This is a genomic window from Butyrivibrio sp. NATIVEDY162, from assembly GCF_045999815.1.
Lineage (GTDB): Bacteria > Bacillota > Clostridia > Lachnospirales > Lachnospiraceae > Butyrivibrio.
This window is the reverse complement of record NZ_CP172574.1, coordinates 79,623-104,790: the sequence shown is the minus strand read 5'-3', so window position 1 is coordinate 104,790 and position 25,168 is coordinate 79,623. Positions and strand designations below refer to the sequence as shown.

Below are 25,168 nucleotides of genomic sequence, written 5' to 3'. Positions count from 1 at the left end.
ATTTTCTTACTCCGTTCTCTTTTTGTTGTAATCCATCAAAGCTTTTACAAAAATAGGATAGTTCTGTTTTGAGATAAGTACTTCCCCCTTAGGCATATAGCACTTTCCCGCATCATACTTCTTTACGAATCGCAAGTTTACAAGATACCCTCTATGAGTCCTGAAAAAATCATTCCCTGCAAGCTTGTGGAGTTCTGACAGATGTCCATAATATTCTATTTCATCACTTCTTGTGTGCACGATTATCCTTGCTCCATACACTTCTGCAAAGATAATGTCAGAAACGCATAGTCTTATATGGCTGCCTCGTGAATTTAACATCACATACTTCTTTTGATAGTTTGCAGCTGATTTAGTAATTTCCTCTTTTGCATCTTTTATCACACTGACCATCTTCTCACTTGAGAACGGCTTTACAAGAAAATGGAACGCTCTTACGTCAAAAGCTTCAAATACATACTGCTTTTCCCCTGTTATAAAAATGATAACAACATCATCACTAATATCACGGAGTCTCCTTGCAACTTCCATTCCGGACACACCCGGCATCATGATATCCAGGAGAATAATATCAGGCATATAACCATCTTGCTCCACAACTCTCAAGACGTCTTCTCCGGTAGAAAAGCAAATAATCTCATCATCCGGAAACGACGCATTCAGCTCAGACATTACAATGTTTCTCATTCTTTCTTCATCATCACATACTGCTATTTTCATTAGGCAATAATCCTCCAAGTTATTCGTATCACAATCGCTTGAGAAATACTATGATTTGATCACGAAACGACCTTTATCATTTCTGAATGGATAAAAAAAGGGCCGGATAGAATAATTTTTCCATCCGGCTCTACATTAACAATATAATGATATTTTACTCATTCCTTAACACTTCAAGATTTTTCTTTATAAGCTCACATCTTTGCTGAACGCACAGAACGCTTCTGCCGGGATCTTCCGGTGTTCCGAAGATATAGTCACTTAGAAGCTCTATGCTGGTCTTTGCAACATAGACCCTGGTATCACTTCCTGCGTAATATAGCAGGATGTCTCCGTTATCCTCCACAATTGCTCCATTTGAAAAAACAACATTGGACACGTCCCCTACCCGCTCCCAGCCAAGGGGACCAAGAAGAAGTCCTCCGGGCTCAGCGACTACTTTCTCAGGATTATTAAGGTCTGTAGCATATGCATAGAGGACATATCTCAGACCTGCTGCAGTATTTCTTACACCATGGGCAACATGGAGCCAGCCCTTATCGGTCTTTATCGGTACGATACATTCACCATTTTTTGCTTCGGTGATCTGATGATATCTCCTTCTGCTAAGAATTTTCTCTTCATCTATTACTGCATTTGTGATGTCATCACAAAGTCCAAAGCCTATTCCACCACCGCTTCCTGTATCTATGAAGCTGTCCATGGGGCGTGTATAGAAAGCATACTTCCCATCCACAAACTCAGGATGAAGGACAACATTTCTCTGCTGAGGGGAACGTTTTGTAACAAGATTGGGGAGTCTCTCCCATTTCTTAAGGTCCTTAGTCCTTACGATACCTGCTGCAGCTACAGCAGCTGACAGATCGTTTGTAGAATCATCATGGCTCTCAGAGCAGAAAACTCCATAAATCCAGCCGTCCTCATGCTGAGTAAGTCTCATGTCATAGACATTTGTCTCCTCCTTGCAGGTGTCCTCAAGAAGGATTGGATAATCCCAAAATCTGAAGTTGTCTATTCCGTTGTCACTCTCTGCTACTCCAAAGAATGACTTTCTGTCATTGCCTTCAATTCTTGCTACAAGATAATACTTCCCATTAAGCTTTATTGCGCCGGAATTAAGAACTGCATTTATTCCAAGGCGCTCCTGGAAATTCGGATTTGTTTTTATATCAAGATCATATCTCCAGGTAAGCGGAATATGCTCTCTTGTAAGAACCGGATAAGTATATCTTGTGTATACGCCGTTATAAAAATCAGATGGCTCGTTTTTTCTGGAAAGAAGCTTTTCCTGTCTGTCTTTTTCAATATAATATCTCTCATGTAACATTTCTTGTTATTACCTCCAAACACATTCTTCCGTTATGATACGGACATTTCCAGGGTTCAACTATAGGCTCTTTTGCAGGAACGCCTTCTGCATCCACATACCAGTACCATTCTGAGCCCTCTCTTTTATCAATAATTACTTCTTTTATATAATCCCATACTGCCTTTGCAGCATTCAGGTATTCTTTCTTCTCAGGATGTCTTTCATATGCATCCAGAAAACCGTTTATAGCTTCTGCCTGAACCCACCATACCCTGTCTTCTTTCACAATACCGTTTTCGGCTTCAACAGGTATGGATCTGCCATCAAATGCAACTTTATATACTTCGCTTACCAGATCATCTGTAATTTTGCCAATTTTCTCTGAAAGCTCAGTATCACAAAGAATATCTGTAGTCCTGTTAATAAGCCATGCCGCTTCAATATCATGACCGTATGAATACAGATCAACAAGTGAATTGTACTTTTTGTCAAAAAAGCATTCCTGCCTGTGGAGCTGCGGATTGTATATCTTTTTACTCACAATATCCAATACTTCATATAAGGATTTTCTGACCCTGTTGTCACCGGATACTCTGTAGAGCTCCGTATATCCTTCCATAACATGCAAAAGAGTGTTCATGCTCCTTGTCGCTTCCGTTCCATTCTCAGAAAGCTTCTCATTTGAAACAGGCTTAAACTCTCTGTCGAAAGCCTCCAGATATCCGTCCTCATCCCTCATCTTTTTCTCAATCAGCTCATAAAGTGATAAAGCAAGCTTAAGCGCATCCTCATCACCGGAAGCATCATAATATGACGAAAGACCATAAATCGTAAAAGCCTGATTGTATGTATGCTTGGTAGTATCAAGGGGTGCTCCGTCATATGTAACTGACCAGAAAGTCCCACCATCTTTTTTATCCAGGCAATACTTAAGAAGAAATTCATATGCATGTTTTGCTTCATCAAGAAGACTCTCATCTCCAAGCACCTTATATGCACTTGAAAAGAACCACAGAATTCTGCTGTTAAGGATACAACTCTTTTCATACTTTCTGTCCACATTAAGGTCAAAATCCATATAGCCGTAATATCCGCCATATTCATCGTCCCTAAAGCCCTTCCAGAAAGGAATTATACCGTTTACAAGCTCCTGCTTTATTTCATTTACCATAATCATTACCCCTTTACAGCTCCGGCTGCAACACCGTTATAAATCTGCTTCTGACATAAAAGGAAAATTATCAGTGCCGGAAGCAGTGACATAATTACTCCTGCACAAATAAGATGATACTGATTTCCCATAGGTCCGGTGAAGGTATAAAGTGATGTGGCTACTGTACAAAGTCTTCTCTTATCCTGCAGATACAGGCTTGCACAGTAATACTCGTTATACACACCCACACCTTTTAATATCATGTTTGTCACAATTGCCGGTTTTAACAGCGGCAACAATATCCTTGAATAAATCTGAAAATAGTTAGCACCATCGAGAAATGCACTCTCATCAAGGGATACCGGCAGATTTTCAAAAAACTGTATATATATGTAAATGGACATAACGTCCGTTCCCATCATCATTATAATATAACCATACAAAGTATTGATAAGCCCCAGATTCCCCATGATCTCATAGACAGAAACCTGCATTGCAATCCCCGGAAGGAGTGCTGCAAATGTAAACATGTTTCTGATGAGACTGTTTCCAAGGAATTTAAATCTGTTAAGTACATATGCCAGCTGCGATCCGATAAGAGTTGAGCCGACAAGTACAAATACAAGGATTATAAATGAATTGAGAAATGCCCTGCCCATATTGGCCTGTGTGAAAGCTTTTACATAATTTGAAAAATTGAAAAAGTTTTCCGGCAGAGTCATAACATTTGTTCTCTGATATTCTTCTTCTGTTTTCAGCGATGTTATTACGCAGGAAATAATTGGAAGCACTGCCATTAACGCGCAGAATATAACAGAAACGTATTTTACACATATCCATACAACTCCACTAGCACTGATCTTTTTGCTCCTAACAATTTCCTTTTCCATTGTAACTGAGGCCACTGACATTATTTCCCTCCTATCTGCTGTTTTGATTTTGCTGCAATCTTGCGCTGTTTCTTTAGTGTGCGCTCATCCGCATCGGTACCTGCATTCCTGAAAAGAAATCTGAATATGCCCTCCTGCAGGAACTTCGCAATGAAAATAATAACTAGCAGGAACACTGCCATAGCGCTGGCAAGGCCAACCTTCTGACTTGTATGTGCGATGTCATTCATAACAACAAAGAACGTGCCTGTACCATTAGCACCGCTTGTTATTACATAAGGGGGCTCAAATGCCGACAGAGAACCGGTGATTGAGAGGATCACGTTAAGGGTTACTATAGTCTTAATGCTTGGCAGAATAATGTGCCAAAAGGTTTGCCACTTATTGGCTCCATCTATAGAAGCAGCTTCATAAAGTGTACTGTCAACAGACATCATTGCTCCAAGGAACAGCACCATTGTCGATCCAAGATATCTCCATACCGAAGAATACACCAATGACCAATTGTTTATGGACTGATCCTTAAGCCAGTACGGCAGATTATCAAGGTTAAATCCTATCGTCTGTAGAACTGTATCAAGAACAAATCCCCTTGTATAAAAGAATTTAAAGATAAAACCGATTGCTATACCATTTATCAGATAAGGGAAGAAAATAAATCCCTTCCAGAAATTCTCTGCCTTTACCTTAAAGCAAAATATTGTTGCAAGATAGAGCGCTGCAAATACCTGAACAACAGAACCAACCATATAATACAATGACAGCAAAAGCGTCCTCAGAATGTCCTCGCGTTTAAAAATCTGTATATAATTCCTAAGACCGACAAATTTCCTTGGCCCAATATATTTCATATTATAAAAACTGAACTGAACCATTTTTCCAAAAGGATAATATGTGAACAAGATCAGTAACCCAACCGGAATGATCAGGAAAGCCAGGATAACCTGCACCTGTTTCCATTTTCTTTTATTCATATGGGTAACTCCCTTTCCTTTCTACAAGGCAGGAGCGGAATTATCTAATTCCGCCCCTACACAACCACTTAATAATATAGTGTTATAAAAAAACCTATTAGTACTTGATCTCAACTCCGCTAAGCTCCTGAGCTTCTGTCCATGCCTGATTCCAGCTGTCCATAATCTCATCAAAGGTCATGTCACCATTTGAAGCATGCTCGATGATTGACTGTACCTTTTTATCCCCACCGTTATTGATATTGAGCTCTGAATCAGAATTCAGTGTATCCTTGAGATCCTCTTCTCCGGGAAGTGCTGTTTCATCAGAAACATACTCAACTCCATCGAATGCTGCATAAAGATCAGGATAGTTGTTGTCTTCTGCATTGATCGGGATGCCTCCTTCGTTATAGGAGAAGCCGGACTCATTTGTCATCCACTTTACAAATACGAGTGCTGCCAAACGATTGTCGTCACTTGCATCCTTGTTGATTCCGAAAGCATAATCAGGTCCTGCAGAAGCATACTGCTTACCGTTTACTTTAATGGGGAAGCTCATATATCCAATATCCTCAGGCTTATCACCTGCAGCCTGCATCTGTGAATATGCCCATGATCCAAGAACCATTGTTCCAATCTCACCTCTGTTGATCATTCCCTTGCAGCCTTCCCAGTCTGTTGTAGAATAGTCATCCTCAATTAACCCTTCTGCTACTGCATCATAAAGTACTTTATATACGTTGTATGCATGTGTTCCATCGCCAGGATCAGAGAAAGGATTAGCTGTGTGTGGAAGTTTCTGATTCATGTAGGTTGCATCACCTGTTGCAGTTCCTGCAATATAAGCATCCCAGGCACCCATTGTCCATCCTGCAGCATAGTTTGTATAAAGCGGGATGGCATCTGTCTTCTCTTTAATCAGCTTAAGATCTTCAATAAACTCTTCAGGTGTTGTGGGTAATGTATCGATACCTGCCTGCTCAAATACAGCCTTGTTATAGAGAACACCCTGTGCATTACCGGTTGAGGGGATTCCATAAACGATGTCATCGTACTGCTTATCTTTAGCAAAACGGATTACGCTTTCCATATTCTCAACTGTTCCATAGGGCATGAAATAATTTGCATACTCAGAAGCGTCAATTCCCGGAATCATCATCACATCACCCCAGTCACCTCCCTGGAGCCTTAAAAGAGAATCCTCTGCATAATCTGTGATTCCTTCAACATCTACTGTGATATTCGGATATACTTCATTGAATGCTGCAATATATGATGCCCAGTTAGTTCCCGGATAATCATCTGCCATCATATCTGTTCTGTGTGTAAGAAGCTTAATGGTAGTTGTTATGTCCTTACCGGTCTCACCAAGAACTACTGAAGTGTAGTTGTTGTCAGCCACATCTACATCTGATGAAGAATTATCAGCTGCATCCTCCGTAGCAGTCCCATTTTCAGCCTCCTCTGATGAAGCCTCCTCATTACTGTTCTGTGTGTCTGCAGAATCTGCAGCAGCATCAACAGAATCCGCCTTAGGCGTTTCTTCTGTCTTTGCAGCCTGTCCACATGCAGCAAGTGACATGGCAATTGATGATGCTGTCATTAACGCAACAAATTTCCTGATTTTCATTTTGGTCCTCCCTTTTACTTAATTTAAGTTTCCTTTTGCCTTAGGAATTATATTTTTAAGTTAATTCATATTATATTTATTAATTAGTTTTTTTCAAGCGTATTTTTAAGAAAGTACATATAAAAAGGGCCATTTCGTCAATTTTTAACGAAATGGCCCTTTAACTTTTGTTGGTATTATCCAATTCTAAACCACATTATTTACTTAATTTAATCTATCTGTTTATTATCCTAATATGTCAACCACCATAAAACAATGCATAAGTGCTTATAAGCTCTTCACTGATTCTCCGATAACAAGGCTTCCACGAATCATCGCTGAGCTATATGGAGTATCCGGATAATCAATACGCTGTATCATAAGCTCAATTGCCTTACTTGCCATCTCTCCAATATCCATTTTATAGCTTGCAAGAGACAATCCCTCTTTCATATCAGGAACATAATTATCAAAGCCTATAACAGAAATATCTTCGGGGACTCTATATCCCTTCCTGCTTAAACGCTCTATCAGCAAAAGCGCAGAAACATCACAATTGCAAAAGAATGCCGTGGGCATCTGTTTCTTATCAGGAAGCTTGAAGGTGCCCTCCGCTCCTATGTTTCCGTCCGCATCTCTGTCTTCCACCACTATGGGATTTTTCCCATATTCTACAGAAATACCGGAAGCAGAAAGTTGCTTGCACATCCCTATATATCTTCCATCAATGCTGGGAGTAACATTCATGGTTCCTACGAAGCCAAGCTTTTTGTGACCCATTTTTAGAAGGTAACCTGCTATCTCATATCCACCCAGAATATTGTCAGCTATCACCGCATCTCCTGCTATCTCCTCGTATACAGAATCAAGCGATAAAAGCGGAACATCAACTGTCTCCCTTAGCATGCGAAGATAACTCACATCAAATGCTCCAAGAATAATTATCCCATCTGCATTGTTCTGTCTGACAAGATTTGGTGTAGCTTTTTCTTTCTCGGCTGCTTTGTTTACAACTTCCAAAAGTGTAAATATCTTCTTCTGATTGGATAAAAGAGATAATTCCTGATAAATGCGCCAGTAATATGACTGACTATGATCAAGATACCTCTCAGCAACTATGACACCTATGACCTTATTTTTTCTTACTGAATCACTTTTATCTTTTCGGACATATCCCATTTCATCTGCCAGGTTTTCAATCTTCTCCCGCAGCTCATTACTAACACCTTTTTTACCTGAAAGGGCTTTTGACACAGTCACGCTGCTAACGCCAAGCTTCTCTGCGATATCAGACAAGGTAATATTATTCTGCATCATTTTTCCCTCATATCTCTTACTGATGATCTTTTCACAACATATGAGTCTATCTCATATATTGTTCCTGCAAGAGTTGGATCAAGTGTCTCATTTATTACCTGCTCTATGGCAAGCTTTGCCATCTTTGCCAGATCAACATTGTAGGTAGTAAGTATATTTTCCAGCTCATTGCCACTTAAGTAATTATCGTAGCCCACAAGCGAAATATCTTCCGGGACATTCATTCCTCGTTCAAGAAGCGCCTTATAAAGAGTCCCTGCTGCATAGTCACTGCTGCACACAAATGCTGTAGGAAGCTCCTTCGGGAGGTCTATACTTGGAGTTTCATTGTCGCCGCTTCTGTCTGACAAAATCCACTCCCTGTTTACTTTTAGCCCATTTTCCCTCATACACTTTTTATAGCCATAGTATCTGTCAATAATATTACGTGAATAATCAAGTGCTCCCACAAAACCAATATTTTTATGTCCTGCAAGAACAAGTTCTCTGGTAGCCCTGTACATGCCATAATAGTTTCCTGACAGGATTGAAGTATAATTGCCTATTTCTATCTGCTGGTCCATAATTACCACAGGTACTTTTATTGACAAAAGCAACCTTTCGAGATATTTCTCACGAACGGGTCCTATAATAATCACCCCATCCACATCCATTTTGGGCGGGAGCTTGGCATTATCACTATAATCCTGAATAATTGCAAGCGAAGTAAAGCACTCTCCCTCGGACGCAGCATAAGCAACCTTCTGGTACATTTCCCAGTAAAAAGATGCCCCAACGAGCATATATCTTTCAGAGACAATAACTCCAATGGTTTTTCCCCTGGTTATACTTTTTTCTTCATTAACCGCGGTATTATTCTGATATTTGTCAGTATCAAGCCCCAGGCTTACAGCACATTCCTTTATTTTTTTTCGCATTTCCTGGCTTACACCAGGTCTTCCTGCAAGGGAATTTGATACTGTTACAACAGATACCCCTAAAGTATCAGCAATATCCTTTAACTTTACTTTTTGTTTTGGTCTCATCTATCAACCTCCAAATATCATTATGACTTAAATTAATTATGCAATCAATGATTTAGCGGTTAAAAAATAATAAACTAAAGCAATATCAAAAAACGTTCACGCAGTTATTATTTTCCTTTTCCCTTTAGTCTTACAAATTGCGCTTCAAAATCCTTTTTTCTCTGAATCAAAATCCCTGCATTCATTAGCACATCGCCGCCATAAGTAACTCCGTTGACATCATAGTGCATTTCAGGATCAAGTCCCTGAAGCTTCACCCGTCTGCTTAGTGAATTAGGTTTTGAAAGCACCTGCATATAAACCATAAAAGCTTCCTTTTTATCATTGGAAACTATCATGTATGCATCATATTCCTTAGTTTCCCTATACGATGCTAACCGGTAGTAATTTCCTTCAAGGATAAGTTTTCTAATACTCTTATATCTTTCTATCTGACCGGGTATCTGTTCAACTTCCTCCTTAGGAAGCTTTGTTATATCCAGCTCATATCCGAACGTCCCAAACATGGCTGCAACAGCTCTTGATTCAAAAGAAACCGATCTCCAGGAAATATCATTAGGACTTTTGGCAATATGAGAACCTATTGTCGATACCGGATACAACATTGCTGTACCTTCCTGGATTGAAAGACGCTCAATAGGATCCATATCGTCCGAGCACCATATCTGAGGGCTGTAGTAAAGCATACCGGCATCAAATCTGGCACCACCTGAGGAACAGTTTTCAATCAACAGATAAGGAAATTCTTCAGTAAGCCTCTCCTGTATCTCGTATACGCCAAGCACATGTCTGTGCCATATCTCTCCCTGTCTGTCAGCAGGAAGATAATCTGAGCCCACATCGGAAATTGCCCTATTCATATCCCACTTTATATAGACCACGGGAATACTTCTGACTATGCCTGCCATACTCTCAAAAATGTACTCCCGAACTTCAGGATTTGAATAATCAAGAAGCCATTGATCCCTGGCTCTCGCGGGTATTCTTCCTTTCTGATGCACAACCCATTCAGGATGTTTTTTGTATAGATCAGTATCCTCGCAGATCATTTCAGGCTCAAACCAGAGTCCAAACTTCATCCCCATTTTATCCAGTTCATCAGTCAGACCCTTAAGCCCGCCCTCCAGCTTGGCTTCATTTACATACCAGTCTCCAAGCCCGCCGCTTGGCTGATTTCTGTTATAACCAAACCAGCCATCATCCAGAACCTGAAGCTCGATTCCTCTCTTTTTTGCTTCCCTTCCAATTTCAAGAAGTTTGTCCTTATCAAAATCAAAATATGTTGCTTCCCAATTGTTTATCAGTATGGGGCGCTCTTTTCTTACCCAGTCCTGTCTTATCAGATGGTTCCTGAAGAGATCATGAAAAGTGCGTGTCATATGTCCAAGTCCATATGCTGAATACACGAGAATAGCTTCAGGTGTTCTAAAGGACTGCCCTGATTCCAATTTCCATGTAAATGTCTCAGGATTAATTCCAATGACCATTCTTATCTGATCATGGGGATTCTTTTTTACTTTTGCCAGAAAGTTCCCTGCGTACACAAGCTGGGTAGCATATACTTCACCACTGTTCTGATCCGCATTTCCGGACACCACAGCCATAAACGGCATGGCATCATGCCCTTCCTCACCCCTAATTGACTCAGCGCAGACAGCAGCATGGTTTAGTTTTGTTCTTTCAATTATATGCTCCCTTGCCCAAGCTCCGCACTCTGTGATAATCTCGCAGTTCTCAAGTTCAAAATCAAGGCATGCAGACATCGCTCTTTCAAGATAAAAAGCTCTTTTTCCTGTGTTTTGTATTTTTGCAGACCGTATAACTGCATCACAGTCTTCAAACACAGTAAAAGATAGCGACACCTCAAGAGCACTAATTTCATCTGTCATCTTGATAACAAGTGTCTGTGCATTATCTCCAAAGCATGTAGGTAAGCCCTTTATCCTGCCTTTTCCGTTTATAATCTCATAGCCTTTGTATATCAGATTACAGCCTGTCTGTCCGTCTTCTCCCTTTAACGCCAGGCAACACTCCCTGAAGTCTCCAATTCCCTGACAGGGGTATTCAAGCTGTACTGTATCCATAAATCCAAGCTGTTCTTCAGGTTTTATCGACGGAGGAACAATTTCCTCGGGCCTTAAAAGATACGAAAGATTATCATCCTCTACCCGCGCTCCAAAATAAATATGCGCCAGGTATTTTTCATCAACCACCCCTAAAATGTATGACGTATTAGGTGTATCCAATTTCCATGCTTTTATTCTATCGTTATATGTAATTGACATTGACTTCTCCAAATTCTTTCAATTTAGCTTTGCCTCATAAAGCCCCGGCAGATTCTCCTTTGTTACTACATTGGGACTGTTGTAAACCTTTTTCAGATATTCAAACGTGTTATATTCCTCAGTTTTACAAAAATCCAGTGACCAGGTCATAAAGCTTGCCCATCCGATTTTTTCATCATGAACATTCTCAGGATCCGGCAGAACCCCCACCTCCCCAAGAATAACCGGCTTCTTTGTGTCTGTTATCCCCGTCAAGACCTTATACTGCTCTGCATAAGAGGTATGAACATGCTTATCTGTGTACAGGTCAACAGATATCACATCTACAATGTCATCACCTGGATAAAATTCCTTTATATGTGAGTTCCATACCCATATAAGATTATTCAAGTGGTGAATCCCTACAAATCTTTCATACATAATCCTGTATAGCTTCTTTACAGGTCCTGCGCCTTTGGCTCCCCACCAGAACCAGGTTCCATCACTCTCATGAAATGGTCTCCATAGAATAGGAATCTCCTTCTCACAAAATGGTCTTAATATACCTGCCATAACATCCAGATCCGCAATCATTGCTGCATATTCAGGAGTTCCTTCTGTTGCTGCCTTCTCCGGGTCATAAGGAGTATTTTCAGTATAAAAAGCCTTGGATCTGCCATACAACGGGGAAAACCAGTGCCATGTAAAAGTAATGAGCCCCTGCTCGGCAGCCCATTCCCATGCTTTTTTTAATGTACCGTTATTTCCAACTATCTCATCCATACACTCCTTATCTGTATCCAGATAATTGATATTCGGCGAATATGACAGAAGCTCAAAGCCAAGAAGCGCCGGTTTCTTTCCTGTCTTTTCTTCTATCAGATGCAGTTCCTCCTGCTCCATTGTCTGTGTATGCTGCCCTGTGATAATCTTGTCATATGTAATGTCAGAGAGATACTTAAGTACATTCCTCGCGCCCTGCTGCATACAAGGATTACTTGGTTCATAAATCTTGTCACTCATATTTGCTCCTTTATCCTTTAAAGATCTTATTATTTTTATCGCCCTGCATTTCAGGGCCATTCTATGACTTCTTGATCGTAAAGATGAAAAAGCGGTCAAGAAGTCATCCCTCACTAAATTAATTTAACTTAACATATATTATTAACTGTTTATTTTAACTTAATATTGCATATCTTTTTCTCTTTTGCAATACTGTTTTTGTTTTCATGATGAATTTCTCAAATAGATGAATATAGCAAGCAACTGCAAATATGATGATGATAACTGTGAGGAGGATTGGCATCCAAATGGGATGCATGGATCCGGTGCTACCTCCACAAAAAACATCTCCGTTAATATCAGTTATATATGTTTTTCGAACCAGTTAGTAATCTCATTTAATCGTCTTATTCTGTGCATTGGCTTTCCGCCTCTGGAAAGATCGTGATTTTCTCCGTGAAAAACGAGCATTCTGGTTTCAACGCCTCTTACTGTCATGGCCTGCATCATTTGCATTGCTTCGGGAATGGGACATCTGTAATCCTCATCACTGTGAAGGAAAAGTGTAGGTGTCCGGGCATCATCAACATATTTTAAAGGAGAATGATCCCAGAGCTTTTTGGCATCGAGTTTTCCAAAATAATCATCATAGGCTATGCCGCACTGATCAGGTCCAAAATAGGGTCCTATATCGCTTATATATGACATTGATACCCAGTTAGAAATCGACCTCTGGCTTGCTGCGCAGCAAAATCTGTCTGTATGCGTAACGATCCAGTTAGTCATAAATCCGCCATATGAGCCTCCGGTCTCACAAATTCTGCTCTCATCAATGCAGGGATATTCCTTAAGAACAGCATCAACAAAGTCCATGAGATTTTTAAAATCTATGCTGCCATAGCTTCCTCGAATATCGGCAAATTCATCTCCGCGGCCATCGCTTCCCTTGATATTGGTAAACATGACTATGAATCCTTTTGAAGCCCAAACCTGCATCTCATGGAAAAAGACCTCTCCATACACACATCTTGGACCACCATGGATATCAAGCACAGCCGGATATTTTTGGGATGTATCAAAGTTTTCCGGAAGAAGAACCCATCCGTGAAGATCTAAGCCTTCAGATCTGTAGTCGATCCTCTTTGGCTCAGCTACATAAACATTCTCAAGAAGTGCACTGTTATGATCCGTAATCTGCCTCATATCTTCAATATATCGCGGCGGTGTATAGTGAAACTGGTCGCTGATTTCAACAGTACCAAGCTTATTTTTATCAACTGTATAAATCTCAGGCAGCTTATCACTTGCTACATAACACAGCACAAAAGTATCCTTCACTATATCAAAGAAAAGAATTGAACCGGACAGATCAAGCACATGCTGCACCCGTCCGCTCTCAAGATCTATCCTTGAAATGACCGAATGATCTTCGACAGTCGAAAGTGTGTAATATACCGGCTTTCCATCCTCATTTAAAAGCTTGTTCTGCTTTCCTCCTCCAAGCGAAACATCGCTCAGCACGCTGTTTCCTCTTGAATGCGAAGGAAGATATCCTTCTATTTTTTCAAGCTCGTTATACTGCACCTTAAAAAGATATGAAGATTCATTTATACCATAGGTCTTATAATCAAGTGCAAAAACATACGCTTTTCCGTCCACAACCTCAAAGCTTTCAATCCCCATGTCATGCCTGTCATATACATTTTCAATCTGCATATTATCAACATCAAGGCTGAATAGATCAGAGTAAAAATCCGGAATTACAGAGGCTTTAGCACCTGTGAAGTAAATCTTTTTGCCGTCTACTTTAAAATCATATACGTTAAAATCAGGATCGGTTATCCTCTTAAGTTCAAAACCGGTTTCAGAATTCTCACCTGTCCTTTTTATAATAAAAAGAGCATTCCTTTTTCCTTCTGTCACACCGCTGCCGTTACCCCAATAAGGAACTTCCGTGAAAACATCATAATCACTTTCAAGATTTGTTTTCTTCTCTTCCTTCTTTTTGGTCCTTACCTCTTCACTGTCAAGATAGGCATCAGGGTCCTTTTCCTCTATCTGAGCTGTTGAAACATAGAGTCCCTCTGATATTTTTTTGATATTCCCCAATGAAACAGGCAGCTTTGCCCACAGCTTTGCTTCACCACCGCTTAGAGAAATCGAATAAAGCTCCGTTCCTTCAAACTTTTCATCTTCCGGCGCTTTTCTGTTTATGATAAGTTCTTCATCGTTTTCCCAAAATGAGACTGATGCCTCCAAAGTCGATGTAAGCTGGAATGGCTTTCCATCTTTTACAGCCCATACATCTCTTTTGTATGTATTTTTCTTTTCATCTGCTAAAGCAACGTTGTAAGCAAAAGTACTTCCCGTGGGATTATACAAAACATTCTCAAGATACTTGTATTTTAAGATATCCCCTATCTCGACTTTTTTCATTATGTCTCCCATATATTTTTTCCTCCATAAAAATTGTCTCTCCAAAATTATATGGGAAAAGGTAATGATATTGAAGCTTTTTTGTTTTTACATTTTCCAGTTTTGAGCGATCATCTGCTGTTTTGTCATGCGGCTGTAAATGCTGTCATAGCCCGCCAAAGTTTCCGGACTCCCCTGCTCAGCAACAACACCGTCTTTTAAGACAACGATCTTATCTGCATTTGCAATAGTTCTCATTCTATGCGCAATTATAAGCACTGTCTTGTCCTTGATAAGTCTTGAAAGAGCTTCCTGAATAGCGGTTTCGTTCTCCGCATCAAGTGACGCTGTGGCCTCATCCAAAAGTACAACAGGAGCATTCCACAGGATATGATAGCTGCGAAATTCTGCAAAGCATACATAACGTGACTTGTCAAATGAGTTTCCGACAATCTTTTTTGCAGACACTAGATTGGTTATAATATCTATATAAATCATATTCATAGATTCTTGAACGCTTTTTCATTTTTGCGTTCAAGAAGTCATGAAACTTTGGAAAAAGGCCCAAAAATCAAAAGATGGAGCAAATCCTATGAATACTATGCGTCAGGATGCTGAAAAAATAATTAAAGAATCAATATCGTCGGTTCTACCGGATGAGGCTGTAACGCGTGCACTAAAAGATTTCACCCCCTGCAAAGGAAAGGTTATTCTCGTAGCGGCCGGAAAAGCCGCATGGCAGATGGCTCACGCTGCTGTTAAAGCACTCGGAAGTGTTAACGCCGGAATAGTCATAACCAAATATGGGCATGTAAATGGAGCAATCCCGGGAGTTACATGTTACGAAGCGGGACATCCTGTCCCCGATGAAAACAGCTTCGCAGCAACTGAAAAAGCTCTATCTCTCGTTAGTAATTTACACTGTGATGACACTGTTTTATTCCTTCTATCAGGTGGTGGTTCAGCTCTTTTTGAGTCTCCCCTAATTCCGGGTAAAGAACTGCAAAGTATTACCGAAGAGCTTCTATCATCAGGCGCTGATATAGTCTCTATCAATACAATCAGAAAAAGGTTAAGCAAGGTAAAGGGTGGACGATTTGCCTTGAAATGTATGCCTGCAAAGGTATTCAGTATTGTATTAAGCGATATTATAGGCAATCCCCTTGACATGATAGCCAGCGGCCCGGCGTATCCTGATGCATCTACCTGTGAGCAGGCGCTTTATATAGCAGAAAAATATAATTTAAAACTATCTGAGCAGACTAGAAATTTGCTTATGAATGAAACCCCAAAGGCTCTTAATAATATTTCTACATATGTAACAGGCTCTGTACAAGAACTTTGTAAAGCTGCAAAGATTAGCTGCGAAAAGCTTGGCTATAAAACAATTATCCTTACAGATGTGCTTTCTTGTGAAGCATCTGAAGCAGGCAGCTTTTTGGGAAGCATTGCGAAAAGTAATAAAAATGCTACCGAGAACCTTGCTTTTATCGCAGGTGGGGAAACTATCGTACACTTAAGAGGCACCGGAAAAGGTGGACGAAATCAGGAGCTTGCTCTTTCAGCAGCTTTTAAAACTGAAGGAATTGAAAATGTAGCCGTATTTTCAATCGGAAGTGATGGCACAGATGGACCAACAGATGCAGCAGGCGGCTACGTCGACGGGGCTACAATAAAAACAATCCGCAAAGCAGGCTATGATCCTGAAGAAATGCTCTGCAACAATGATGCATATAATGCACTTAAGATATCACAAGGACTAATCATAACCGGTCCTACCGGAACAAATGTTAATGATGTATCTGTAGCTTTGATAAGAAAGGTGAATGAACATGTACGTTTTTGATACCTGTCCAGACAGACGAAATGCCATCGCATAGTTTTTTAGTCGTCCTGCCCGTAATGCTTAAGTGCATCAGTCATTTCATCGGCTTCAGCCTTAGATAGTATATATGACAGCAAAAATGACACAAAATATACCCCTGCCACACTTAGAGTCAGTTTAAGAAATCCGCTTGCAGAGAGCTCAAACCAGTTAAAGTAAGTTCCAAGAGCCATAATTATTGCGCACAGGACAGCATAATGGCCAAACCACATGAGTAGTCTGAGCACCATTCTGATAGGCTTTCGCGGATTGATAGAGAAAAAGACTGTTGTCACTATTGATGTCAGAAAACTGGCACTAAATATCTGCGGGATAATTGCTGTCCAAATGCTGTCATACCTGGAAATATTTATCCATACAATGAACATTATTCCGGTATTTATGATCAAAAACCATTTTATAAATTCTGATATATAAGTCTTCATATTTACAGGATAATCCTCCATTCTACTTTTTTATTCCCAATTTCTTCTTAAGTTCCGGGACATATCCCCTAGATATAATGATATCTTCGCCGTTTTTAAGGCTGGCTATAAATCTTCCATTGAATTCAGGGCTCAAGCGATCAATGTGTTTTAAATTCACAATCGCATTCTTAGATATCCTGAGAAATGAGGATCCCGAAAGAAGTTCCTCTATCTCAAAGAGCTTTTTTCTGGTTTCAAAGCAGTTATCTTTTGTGTAAGCAAAAACATGATTATCGGTAGCGTCAAAATACAGAATCTCCCTTGTAGGAATCATCTGAATCGTTTCATCAGCATATACCGCCATGTTATCCTTACTTGCTCCATCCTTAAGACGCCTGATGGTTTTCAAAATTTCGTCATTCAGCTCTGCCATTCTTATAATGATTTCATCTTCTTCACCGGGTCCCGGCGTTTCAATTGTAATTTTCATTATCTAATCTTTCTTTTTGTTTTATTGTTAATTGACACCTTACTGCCTGCGATCATCATCTTTCTTTTGTTTGTTTTATCTCTTTTACCTCATTGTAAATATCTTCTTCCATTTCAGGGAGTTTCTTAAGCATTATCCTTCTGGCCTCAGTGTCTCCACCCTCTTTCTCCATTGACTCTCTGAGCCTTTTGATAAAGTGCCCTATATTCTCTCTGATGCACTTTCTAAGCTCCTCGTCGGTCTCAGACGAGATACAGGGGCGGACTATCTTAAGCCTGGCAGCATATGTCAGACTATCTTCATTAGATTCCTTTGAGCGAAACAGGATTTCTGCTACTACCATCTCCTGATACTCTCTTTTTCCCTTCCCCTCGAGCATCGCTTTGTTAAATTCATCACCGGAAAGACTGATTCCGCAATCATCTGTGATAAATGAAAACAAATCATCACTTTTTTCTGTGGGACAAATGCCCTTAGCAATCTCTCCATTAAGAATCAAAACCCAATATGGTGTTCCATCACCGCCAAATTCATAAAGAAGTTCGTCATACTCATCACAGGAAATTTTTATAATTTCAATATTCCCTTTTTCCAGAAGATCCGTCAAAGGTTCCACTTCCAGACACATTGAGCAGCCTTTTTGGTAAAAACATACAAGCGCTCTGGTTTTGTTTAGGAGAATGTCTTTTGTCATCTTCTTATCCCTTATCAGTTGATAGTTATTATTAATTCTATTATACGCTAACTTTATCACAATTAAAAAAAGACTTACGGATAATAACTAAAGGAGCCTTCCCTAAAAAGGGAAAGCTCCTTAAGAACATTCTTATTATTATTTAAGTGTTTTTACACTCTTTTTCTTACTCCACTTGGAAAAGATTTTATTATCACCTGAAGATTTGTATGTACGGATTCTTACGTAGTACTTTTTCCCGCCTTTAAGCTTACTGATTTTTTTACTTGTTTTTGTTCTCTTTACAAAAACTGATTTAACGCTCTTTTTAAAGCTCTTATCAGTACTGTATTGAATTTCATAGCCTTTTATTTCTTTATCCTTCAGCTTCTTCCACTTAACTGTGAAGGACTTTTTACCTGCACTTATTTCAGCAATATTAGATTTTTTCTGCTCTGCATCTACTATTTCTGCCGGAGTTTCACTTGGTGCGGGTGCCTGCGCGTCATCAACTTTTTCAGGCTTATTGTCGGATTTGTTTTGTGTTCCGCTGCCGTTTTCAGGCTTATTTTCAGGTACTGTTCCTGAAACATCTTCATTCTCAGGTTCCTTTGTATTATCCCTCTTAATGAGTTCAAGTCCCTTATTGGCATCGTACACTGCTGTTACTGATGAAGCACTACCAAGACTGAATTTTGCTGTCTCAATAAGCTGATCATCCACATAAACACTGGCAACATGCTCACCGGCAGTAAGATAATCAGTATGTCTGAATTTATCAAGAGAAGTCTGCACCATTTCCTCTGCAGCTCCACCATAACTGATCGTAATGTGTGCTTTTCCGGCTTCCTGCTCATATGTACTGCCATCTGCAAGTTTATAGGCTAATTTGCCCTTATTTATTGAGTCAAACCACTCACCTGTGATTGAATTTACGAATAACACGAAAGTATCTGTTTCTTTGTCGCTTGCAGGGAAAGTAACAGTTGCATTTGAGGATGGAACTTCTCCGTTACTCCATGCTTTATCAAAGTTTATCTTAAACTCGTAAGATACTGAATTTTCAGGCACTGTGTAGGTATATATGCGCTTAAATACGCCACCGCCTATATAATCAAGGCATGAAGGCATATTTGCCTGATCCCAGCCGCCAAATTCCTTGAACTCATTTATTCCTGTTCTGTTAAAAAAGTTTCCTGTCCAGTGCGCAGTTTTCTTAATGTCCTGAACAACATTACCATTAGCATCCTTGTGGCTGTCAAAACCGGTCACTATCTTATCCTTGTCAGCAAAATATCTGACTATTACATTCTGCTCTGCATTTGAAGCAGTAATCTGTCTCTCCTTTATAACCTTGCCGTTTGCAAGGATGCTGATGGTATTATCTCCTGAATTAAAAGGAAGTATGGCTTCATACATGTTGTCATCATAATAGTCCATATCTGTAGTCATATCCCCAACTTTCAGCTGAAGATAGTCACCGGGAAATGCCTTAATTGTAACATCTCCGTCCTCTTCCTCCTGAGGTTCCTGAGGCACCGGCTCCGGTTCTTCAGGTTCAGCAGGTTCCTCAATATCCCCGGGCTGTTCTTCTCCCGGTTCATCTGTCTGTTCAGGTCTCTGATAATATGCTTCTATCTCAAACATACTTACAAAAGGTCCGGAAAATGATGATACATGAACTCTTAAATATCTGCCTTCAGCTTCATCAAATTTAATATCTATAGGTTCTGTTGAAGTACTCTCACCACTTGCAACAACGCGGTAATCACTGTCATATGTGTCTGACATCTCTACTGTGAAAACTGCATGCTCAGTGTTTACATAAGTGCCTGTTCCGCCAAAATACAATGTTACTTCATCCAGTTTCGTACTCTTTCCGAAGTCAACTGCGTACCATATATCCGGATCCTCTTCATGTGAAACCAAAAATGAAGTATAGCTTCCATCTGTAAGGTTCCCTACATTTCGTGCACCGATTCCTCTTGTTGAGCCTCTGCCGTTAGAAGATGCACTGCCCTGCTTACCCTTGGCAAGGTTTGTATTTCCGTCCATCCCTCTTCCTTCAAGATTGGGTACATTTGAAAGATCCTTATATATTTCCGTATATTTGAGGGATGTGCTCTCAATCAGATTAACTGTTTCTGCATTGTATGAAACTCTGTTATTTTTGTAATCTCCACTTTCTACTAAAGCCTTAAGAGCCTCTGTATCCTCTGATGTAAATGAAAATGCTGCTTCTTTTCCTGTAAGAGTATAATAAATTGTGCTTGCTGAAATAAGGCTCGCAAGGTCGTTACCATGTACGTTATCGCCTTTTCTGTACCACTTTTTATTCTTGTCAAAATAAAGCTCATAATAAGCTTCACCTGCAGGAGCAAGCTTTGCATTAAAATCCTTTGCCACTGATACATATGCATCCGTTACATTTGTCTGCATACTCTTAAGAACATCCTCATTGGCCCAAGGCATATAGAAAACAAGCTGCGGCTGTGAAGGTGCTTCCTCTATCCAGGGATAAAAAGCTTCCGCTCCCTGACGAAGAAGTGCCTCTGAAAATCCTGATGATTTTTCCTGAAGAATTACGAAATCATAATCTCCATTAACTATTGCCTCTCTGGTGCTGTCCTTTAATATATCCGCCTGATCAAAAAGAGATGCCCCCATCTGTGTTCTGGTATCAACCTGAGCTGTTATGCCGTCAAGAGCATAGAGTGCTGTCAGTTTTCCTGCAACATCGTTGTATCTGGTAAGGCTGTTTCCAACCATGAGGATCTTCACGGAATCTGTTGGCTCTGCGTCATTAAGCTGAACTTCTTTTGCGGTAAAAATGTCTTCCTCATTGGCATCTTCTACTACACTTTCTGTATCAGGTTCAATGTCATTTACAGCATCCGTTGAATCTTCTGCACTGTTTACTCCCGCTGTTTCGCTATTTTCATCGCTTTTTGTTGTATCTGTTACTTCCTCTGTGCTTATCTGTGTATCTAAATTCTCAGCGTTTTCCTGTGTATCTGTTTCAGCGTTCTCTAAACTCTCCTGTGTATCTGCATTAGCATTCTCAGTTCTTTCTTGTGTGCCAGCTTCAGCATTCGCTTCACTTTCTGTTGCATGTTCTTCTAATGCACTTTTTTCTACTGCACTTTCTTCTTTCTTTGCTTCTTTATCTTCCGCTGCTTCATTTCCTGCGATAGTTTCCATCGCATTGTCTGCAAAATAGCCTGAATCCTCAGCCATTTTCGAATTATCCGACACTACTTCCTCCGGCAAACCACCTTCAGACGCATATGACGTTATTGTACCCTGTTGCAATACCGTCATTACAAGAATGACCGTAAGCATCAGTCGCGCCAAAAATCGCTTGCTCTTTCTCTTTCTTCCTCCAATAAACATTCTTTTCTCCTTCTTCTCCTCCCACAGCAGATTTGGCAGCAAAATCCCGCAGGAAGCTCATTTTTTGTTTACCCGTAAAACGCTGCCAAAAAAAGTATATCTGAGCAAAAAATTGAAAAAAAATACCAAAACTTATATAATCATATATATTTTTATATATAAGGGAGCATTCAATGAATCTGTTAGAACTTAGGTATTTCAGAACAGCCGCAAAGCTTGAAAACTTTTCAAAAACTGCAGAACATCATCTTATTCCGCAATCAGCTGTCAGCATTACAATAAAAAAACTGGAAACCGAGCTCGGATGTGAGCTCTTTGACAGATCCGGAAAAAACATCCGACTTAATGAGAACGGCAAGCGTTTCCTGGCAACCGTGGACCAATCCCTCAGCATCCTCGATGAAGGCATAAATTCCCTCAGAAAACCATATGTTAAAGGCATTGGAATAAATATTCAAAGTGGCATCCATTTCATGACATACCTCGTTCCGGATTTTGAGAAAATATATCCCGGAATCCGAATCTTTTTTCTTCAAGGAAACGCCATAAAAAACAAGGAAGCTGACTTTACATTTTTCCAGCTTCCAATAGATACAAATAAATATGAATATTGTGAATTAATGGATGATGAGATAATGGTTGCTCTACCAAAATCCCATAATCTCTCAGGGAAAAAATCCCTAGACTTAAAAAGCCTCTCCCATGAGGCTTTCATAGCATACGATCCGCTAAATCAGCTAAGAATTTATACTGACTCACTATGTAAAAATTCCGGTTTTGAGCCCAACATAGCCTTTGAAGCAGATGACATGAAAAGTCTTCGATCAATGGTTGAAGCAGGTCTTGGAATAGCGCTTGTTCCCTCTGCCTCATGGCGTCAAAGTATGTCTGGATATACGGCACTTATCCCTCTAAAAAGCCATCCTACCAGAATTCTTGCACTTGCTTATCGCAAAGGCAAAAAGCTCAGTAATGAAGAGAAGCTTTTTATGGACTTTACCGTAACATGGTTTAAAAATCTTTGACACAAAAAGATATTTAATATTTCCACGTTAAGAATTCGAGCTGTATTTCCTTATTCTAAGAGGTATATCATGCTCTTTTGACAGCGCTATACACCTGTCTTTTTCTTCTTCAGGTAAAACGTCGACAATCGACCATCTGACATCTCCTATGGTCTCTCTGCATCTTTTTGTAAAGCTTATCATATTCTCAAAGCCATCCTTAAATAAAGGCCTTGTCACTTCCTCATATTCCTTTTTAGAAGGTGCATTAAGACTGACAGATACACTATCAATTACTTTAGCAAGCTCAGGAACAATATCCCTTCCATTTTCTGCTGAACCCTGGCCATTAGTATTTAACCTGATTTTTAAGCCTTTTTCTTTTTTTGCATATTTTGCAGCATCAATAAGAATATCGAGCTGACATGTAGGTTCTCCATATCCGCAGAAAACCAGCTCTTTATATCCTGAAAAATCGAAGTTCTTTATTGCGTCCAACACCTCTTCTTTTGTTGGATTTTCCTGATGCCATAAGGTCTCTGCGTTTCCTACTCCGTTTTTCACGAATCTTATGCAGAATGTGCATCTGCAATTACATTTATTAGTAATATTAGCGTATACCGAGTCCTTATAAGTATAGATTATTTCTGCCACTTCACACCTCCACCTTTGCCTTGAAGTTTATTCTGTCAAGCGTTTGCCCCAGCATCAAAAAGAAAATCATACTTCCTCCGGACTGTACGAGTCCCCCTGCCAGACTTGACAAAAATGCTGTTTCCCATCCAAACATTAGGCTTTCTGCCAGAAAATATCCTGTGTGTGAAATAAAATACGCTATTATAGGCGCGAGATAATTTCTCCTGTTCAATATGGTTGGCCCTTTGTTAGTAAAAGGCAATACCAACAATGCTTTTATTACGATAGTTGCAAATGTCCACGCCGGTGCTGTCAAAAGATCTGCTATTCCGCCTCCAATCGCACCTGCAGCCATAGCGTATGGCATTGGTAATATAGTCGCAGCAAGATATATCAAACCGTCTCCAAAGTGAATATATCCGCCATTTACACCAACTGGAATATGCCCTATATATGCAGTAAAAATCGTGATAAGCGCGGCAAATATTCCGGTAATTGCTATGTTGTTTAGTTTGCTGTCTCTTTTTTTCATAATTACTCCTCCTAATAGTCAAATAAGCATATTCAGGTTCTTCTCATACTCTATTCCGGCAATCGGAGATGTCTCAGATGAAGTATCCATCGCCGATTTATATATGAAACGGCTTGTAAGATCTGCTCCCTCGAAGGCCGTTTTCCCGAGAATAATGGATCCCAGTAAAACAGCAGCAAAAAGATCCCCTGTTCCGGAATAATGAACCCCGTTACTTCCTGAAGTTATTACACGACTCTCACCATTCTCAAGAATAAAATTGCCGACACTTCCATCTTCTTTGAGCGGTATTCCTGTAACAGCTATAGTTTTTCCGGTATCACCTCCTACTGACATCGAGAGGTTTAAAATAGCATCAAAAAGCCTGTCGCCTTTAAGACTCATTACCTTCATAGGCTCTTCTCCTGCCAAAAGTATAAGCTCCGTCAGATTCGGTGTTATTATATCCGCTTCTCTGCTCATTTCCCTTATCGTATTTAAGAGTTTTTCTGAAAAATTCTTGTAAGTTCTGCCATCATCACCCATCACAGGGTCAACCAGAACCTTCGTCTTTTCAGTTTTGAACTTCCTGATAAATTCAAGACTATTTTTGGCCTGCTCGCTGCTCATCATAAACCCGGTTATGATACCGTCGAACAACTCACTCTGTTTTTGCCATTCCCTTGTATATTCAGGGATTATTCCTGTGAGATCTTTGGAAAAATACGACGCATATCCTGTCTGAGCACTTAGAACCGCTGTTGGCAGAGGACAGCACTGAATTCCCATTGCCGATAAAACCGTTATGTCTGCAACAAGAGAACACTTTCCAAATCCTGACAGATCGTTTATTGCTGCTACTTTCATACAATCTTTACTCCTTTAACGCTTTGTCATGTCAAAGAATATATATGAATTATTGGTCTTATCAAATATTCAGATTTAATTATTTTATTAATACCAGATTTTGTTATGCAGATAAAATACTGCCCAAACCACAGCAATTAATTTAAGCAACTATTTAAAAGATATTTTCCTGAGAGAATATTTTTTTCACATGCACTCATTTGATGCCACTCGCAGTTTCCGCATATATTCTTCATTTTTTCTGATGTCATCTTTTCATTGATTTCGTGTATAAGCTCCTGATAGCCATATACCTTTTCTTCCAGTTTCAAAAAGTCAATTACACCTGCATCAAATCCAAGAACTTTATGATCATCAGCACATATTCCTTCTCCCCTTTTCCTGGGACAATATTTACATAAATCATCAGTGGAAAATACTATTCTCACCTTTAAATCTGAATCTGTTCGCATTTTAGTCGTTATCTCCGTCATATTCCGGACAAAATTCTCATCATATCCTTTTCCACTGTATCCCTGCGTGCAAAGAAGGTGGTGTGGTCGTAGATTTATTATTTTTTCTTCTGCCATGTCTTGTTCCTACCTTTATGTTTTCATCATGTATAAAGAGCATTATAGTAGTATCCTGCTCTTTGTTTAATAT

General features: G+C 39.8%; 21 protein-coding genes and 1 pseudogene. 2 read left to right on the top strand and 20 right to left on the bottom strand.

Annotation, left to right across the window (positions count from 1 at the left end):
• Positions 1-6: 6 nt before the first annotated feature.
• From ACHCNF_RS16560 to ACHCNF_RS16505, 12 genes and pseudogenes are all read right to left on the bottom strand, one after another.
• Positions 7-720 (bottom strand): LytR/AlgR family response regulator transcription factor, encoded by a 714-nt coding sequence (locus tag ACHCNF_RS16560; protein WP_408072563.1) that lies wholly within the window; start codon positions 718-720, stop codon positions 7-9.
• A 154-nt stretch (positions 721-874) separates the two neighbouring features.
• The gene (locus tag ACHCNF_RS16555) at positions 875-2,047 is read right to left on the bottom strand and encodes a glycoside hydrolase family 130 protein (RefSeq protein ID WP_408072562.1); all 1,173 of its coding nucleotides are present in this window, start codon (positions 2,045-2,047) and stop codon (positions 875-877) included.
• A complete protein-coding gene (locus ACHCNF_RS16550; protein ID WP_408072561.1) occupies positions 2,037-3,206 on the bottom strand; it encodes an AGE family epimerase/isomerase in 1,170 nt (389 codons plus the stop codon). Before ACHCNF_RS16550 ends, ACHCNF_RS16555 begins: the two co-directional genes overlap by 11 nt.
• Entirely contained in the window at positions 3,206-4,072 is an 867-nt protein-coding gene (locus ACHCNF_RS16545) for a carbohydrate ABC transporter permease (RefSeq protein WP_044931652.1), read from the bottom strand. The genes ACHCNF_RS16550 and ACHCNF_RS16545 overlap by 1 nt, the downstream gene beginning before the upstream one ends.
• Before the next feature lie 20 nt (positions 4,073-4,092).
• Positions 4,093-5,046 (bottom strand): carbohydrate ABC transporter permease, encoded by a 954-nt coding sequence (locus tag ACHCNF_RS16540; protein WP_044931627.1) that lies wholly within the window; start codon positions 5,044-5,046, stop codon positions 4,093-4,095.
• A 97-nt stretch (positions 5,047-5,143) separates the two neighbouring features.
• On the bottom strand, positions 5,144-6,658 hold the full coding sequence (locus tag ACHCNF_RS16535) for an ABC transporter substrate-binding protein (protein ID WP_408072560.1): 1,515 nt from the start codon (positions 6,656-6,658) through the stop codon (positions 5,144-5,146).
• A gap of 267 nt (positions 6,659-6,925) precedes the next feature.
• Positions 6,926-7,954 carry a LacI family DNA-binding transcriptional regulator gene (locus ACHCNF_RS16530; RefSeq protein WP_408072559.1) on the bottom strand — a complete coding sequence of 343 codons (1,029 nt, stop codon included), beginning with the start codon at positions 7,952-7,954 and terminating at the stop codon, positions 6,926-6,928.
• The gene (locus tag ACHCNF_RS16525) at positions 7,951-8,979 is read right to left on the bottom strand and encodes a LacI family DNA-binding transcriptional regulator (RefSeq protein ID WP_408072558.1); all 1,029 of its coding nucleotides are present in this window, start codon (positions 8,977-8,979) and stop codon (positions 7,951-7,953) included. The genes ACHCNF_RS16530 and ACHCNF_RS16525 overlap by 4 nt, the downstream gene beginning before the upstream one ends.
• Positions 8,980-9,086: 107 nt before the next feature.
• The gene (locus ACHCNF_RS16520; protein ID WP_408072557.1) at positions 9,087-11,264 is read right to left on the bottom strand and encodes an alpha-galactosidase; all 2,178 of its coding nucleotides are present in this window, start codon (positions 11,262-11,264) and stop codon (positions 9,087-9,089) included.
• A gap of 18 nt (positions 11,265-11,282) precedes the next feature.
• On the bottom strand, positions 11,283-12,266 hold the full coding sequence (locus tag ACHCNF_RS16515; protein WP_408072556.1) for a glycosyl hydrolase: 984 nt from the start codon (positions 12,264-12,266) through the stop codon (positions 11,283-11,285).
• Between the two features lie 342 nt (positions 12,267-12,608).
• Entirely contained in the window at positions 12,609-14,693 is a 2,085-nt protein-coding gene (locus tag ACHCNF_RS16510; protein WP_408072555.1) for an alpha/beta hydrolase family protein, read from the bottom strand.
• 75 nt (positions 14,694-14,768) lie between these two features.
• Positions 14,769-15,047: pseudogene (locus tag ACHCNF_RS16505) on the bottom strand (ABC transporter ATP-binding protein); the annotation flags it as partial.
• A 205-nt stretch (positions 15,048-15,252) separates the two neighbouring features.
• On the opposite strand from ACHCNF_RS16505, the gene ACHCNF_RS16500 reads away from it, so the two are divergent.
• Positions 15,253-16,506 carry a glycerate kinase type-2 family protein gene (locus ACHCNF_RS16500; protein ID WP_408072554.1) on the top strand — a complete coding sequence of 418 codons (1,254 nt, stop codon included), beginning with the start codon at positions 15,253-15,255 and terminating at the stop codon, positions 16,504-16,506.
• Between the two features lie 38 nt (positions 16,507-16,544).
• Here the strand turns inward: ACHCNF_RS16500 and ACHCNF_RS16495 are convergent, their stop codons facing one another.
• The 4 genes from ACHCNF_RS16495 to ACHCNF_RS16480 form a co-directional block, all read right to left on the bottom strand.
• Positions 16,545-16,970, bottom strand: a complete 426-nt coding sequence (locus ACHCNF_RS16495; protein ID WP_408072553.1) for a DUF3021 family protein — start codon at positions 16,968-16,970, stop codon at positions 16,545-16,547.
• A 22-nt stretch (positions 16,971-16,992) separates the two neighbouring features.
• Complete coding sequence (locus tag ACHCNF_RS16490) at positions 16,993-17,442, bottom strand: LytTR family DNA-binding domain-containing protein (RefSeq protein WP_408072552.1); 450 nt, start codon at positions 17,440-17,442, stop codon at positions 16,993-16,995.
• Positions 17,443-17,497: 55 nt separating this feature from the next.
• A complete protein-coding gene (locus tag ACHCNF_RS16485) occupies positions 17,498-18,136 on the bottom strand; it encodes a thioredoxin family protein (RefSeq protein WP_408072551.1) in 639 nt (212 codons plus the stop codon).
• A gap of 138 nt (positions 18,137-18,274) precedes the next feature.
• Entirely contained in the window at positions 18,275-21,508 is a 3,234-nt protein-coding gene (locus ACHCNF_RS16480; protein WP_408072550.1) for a discoidin domain-containing protein, read from the bottom strand.
• 173 nt (positions 21,509-21,681) lie between these two features.
• On the opposite strand from ACHCNF_RS16480, the gene ACHCNF_RS16475 reads away from it, so the two are divergent.
• Entirely contained in the window at positions 21,682-22,533 is an 852-nt protein-coding gene (locus ACHCNF_RS16475) for a LysR family transcriptional regulator (protein ID WP_408072549.1), read from the top strand.
• Positions 22,534-22,560: 27 nt separating this feature from the next.
• On the opposite strand, the gene ACHCNF_RS16470 is transcribed toward ACHCNF_RS16475, so the two are convergent.
• From ACHCNF_RS16470 to ACHCNF_RS16455, 4 genes are all read right to left on the bottom strand, one after another.
• Complete coding sequence (locus tag ACHCNF_RS16470) at positions 22,561-23,166, bottom strand: TatD family nuclease-associated radical SAM protein (protein ID WP_408072548.1); 606 nt, start codon at positions 23,164-23,166, stop codon at positions 22,561-22,563.
• Between the two features lies 1 nt (position 23,167).
• Complete coding sequence (locus tag ACHCNF_RS16465; protein ID WP_408072547.1) at positions 23,168-23,680, bottom strand: TIGR04002 family protein; 513 nt, start codon at positions 23,678-23,680, stop codon at positions 23,168-23,170.
• A gap of 18 nt (positions 23,681-23,698) precedes the next feature.
• Positions 23,699-24,526 (bottom strand): bifunctional hydroxymethylpyrimidine kinase/phosphomethylpyrimidine kinase, encoded by an 828-nt coding sequence (locus ACHCNF_RS16460; protein WP_408072546.1) that lies wholly within the window; start codon positions 24,524-24,526, stop codon positions 23,699-23,701.
• A 137-nt stretch (positions 24,527-24,663) separates the two neighbouring features.
• Positions 24,664-25,095 (bottom strand): DUF1284 domain-containing protein, encoded by a 432-nt coding sequence (locus ACHCNF_RS16455; RefSeq protein ID WP_408072545.1) that lies wholly within the window; start codon positions 25,093-25,095, stop codon positions 24,664-24,666.
• Positions 25,096-25,168: the final 73 nt, after the last annotated feature.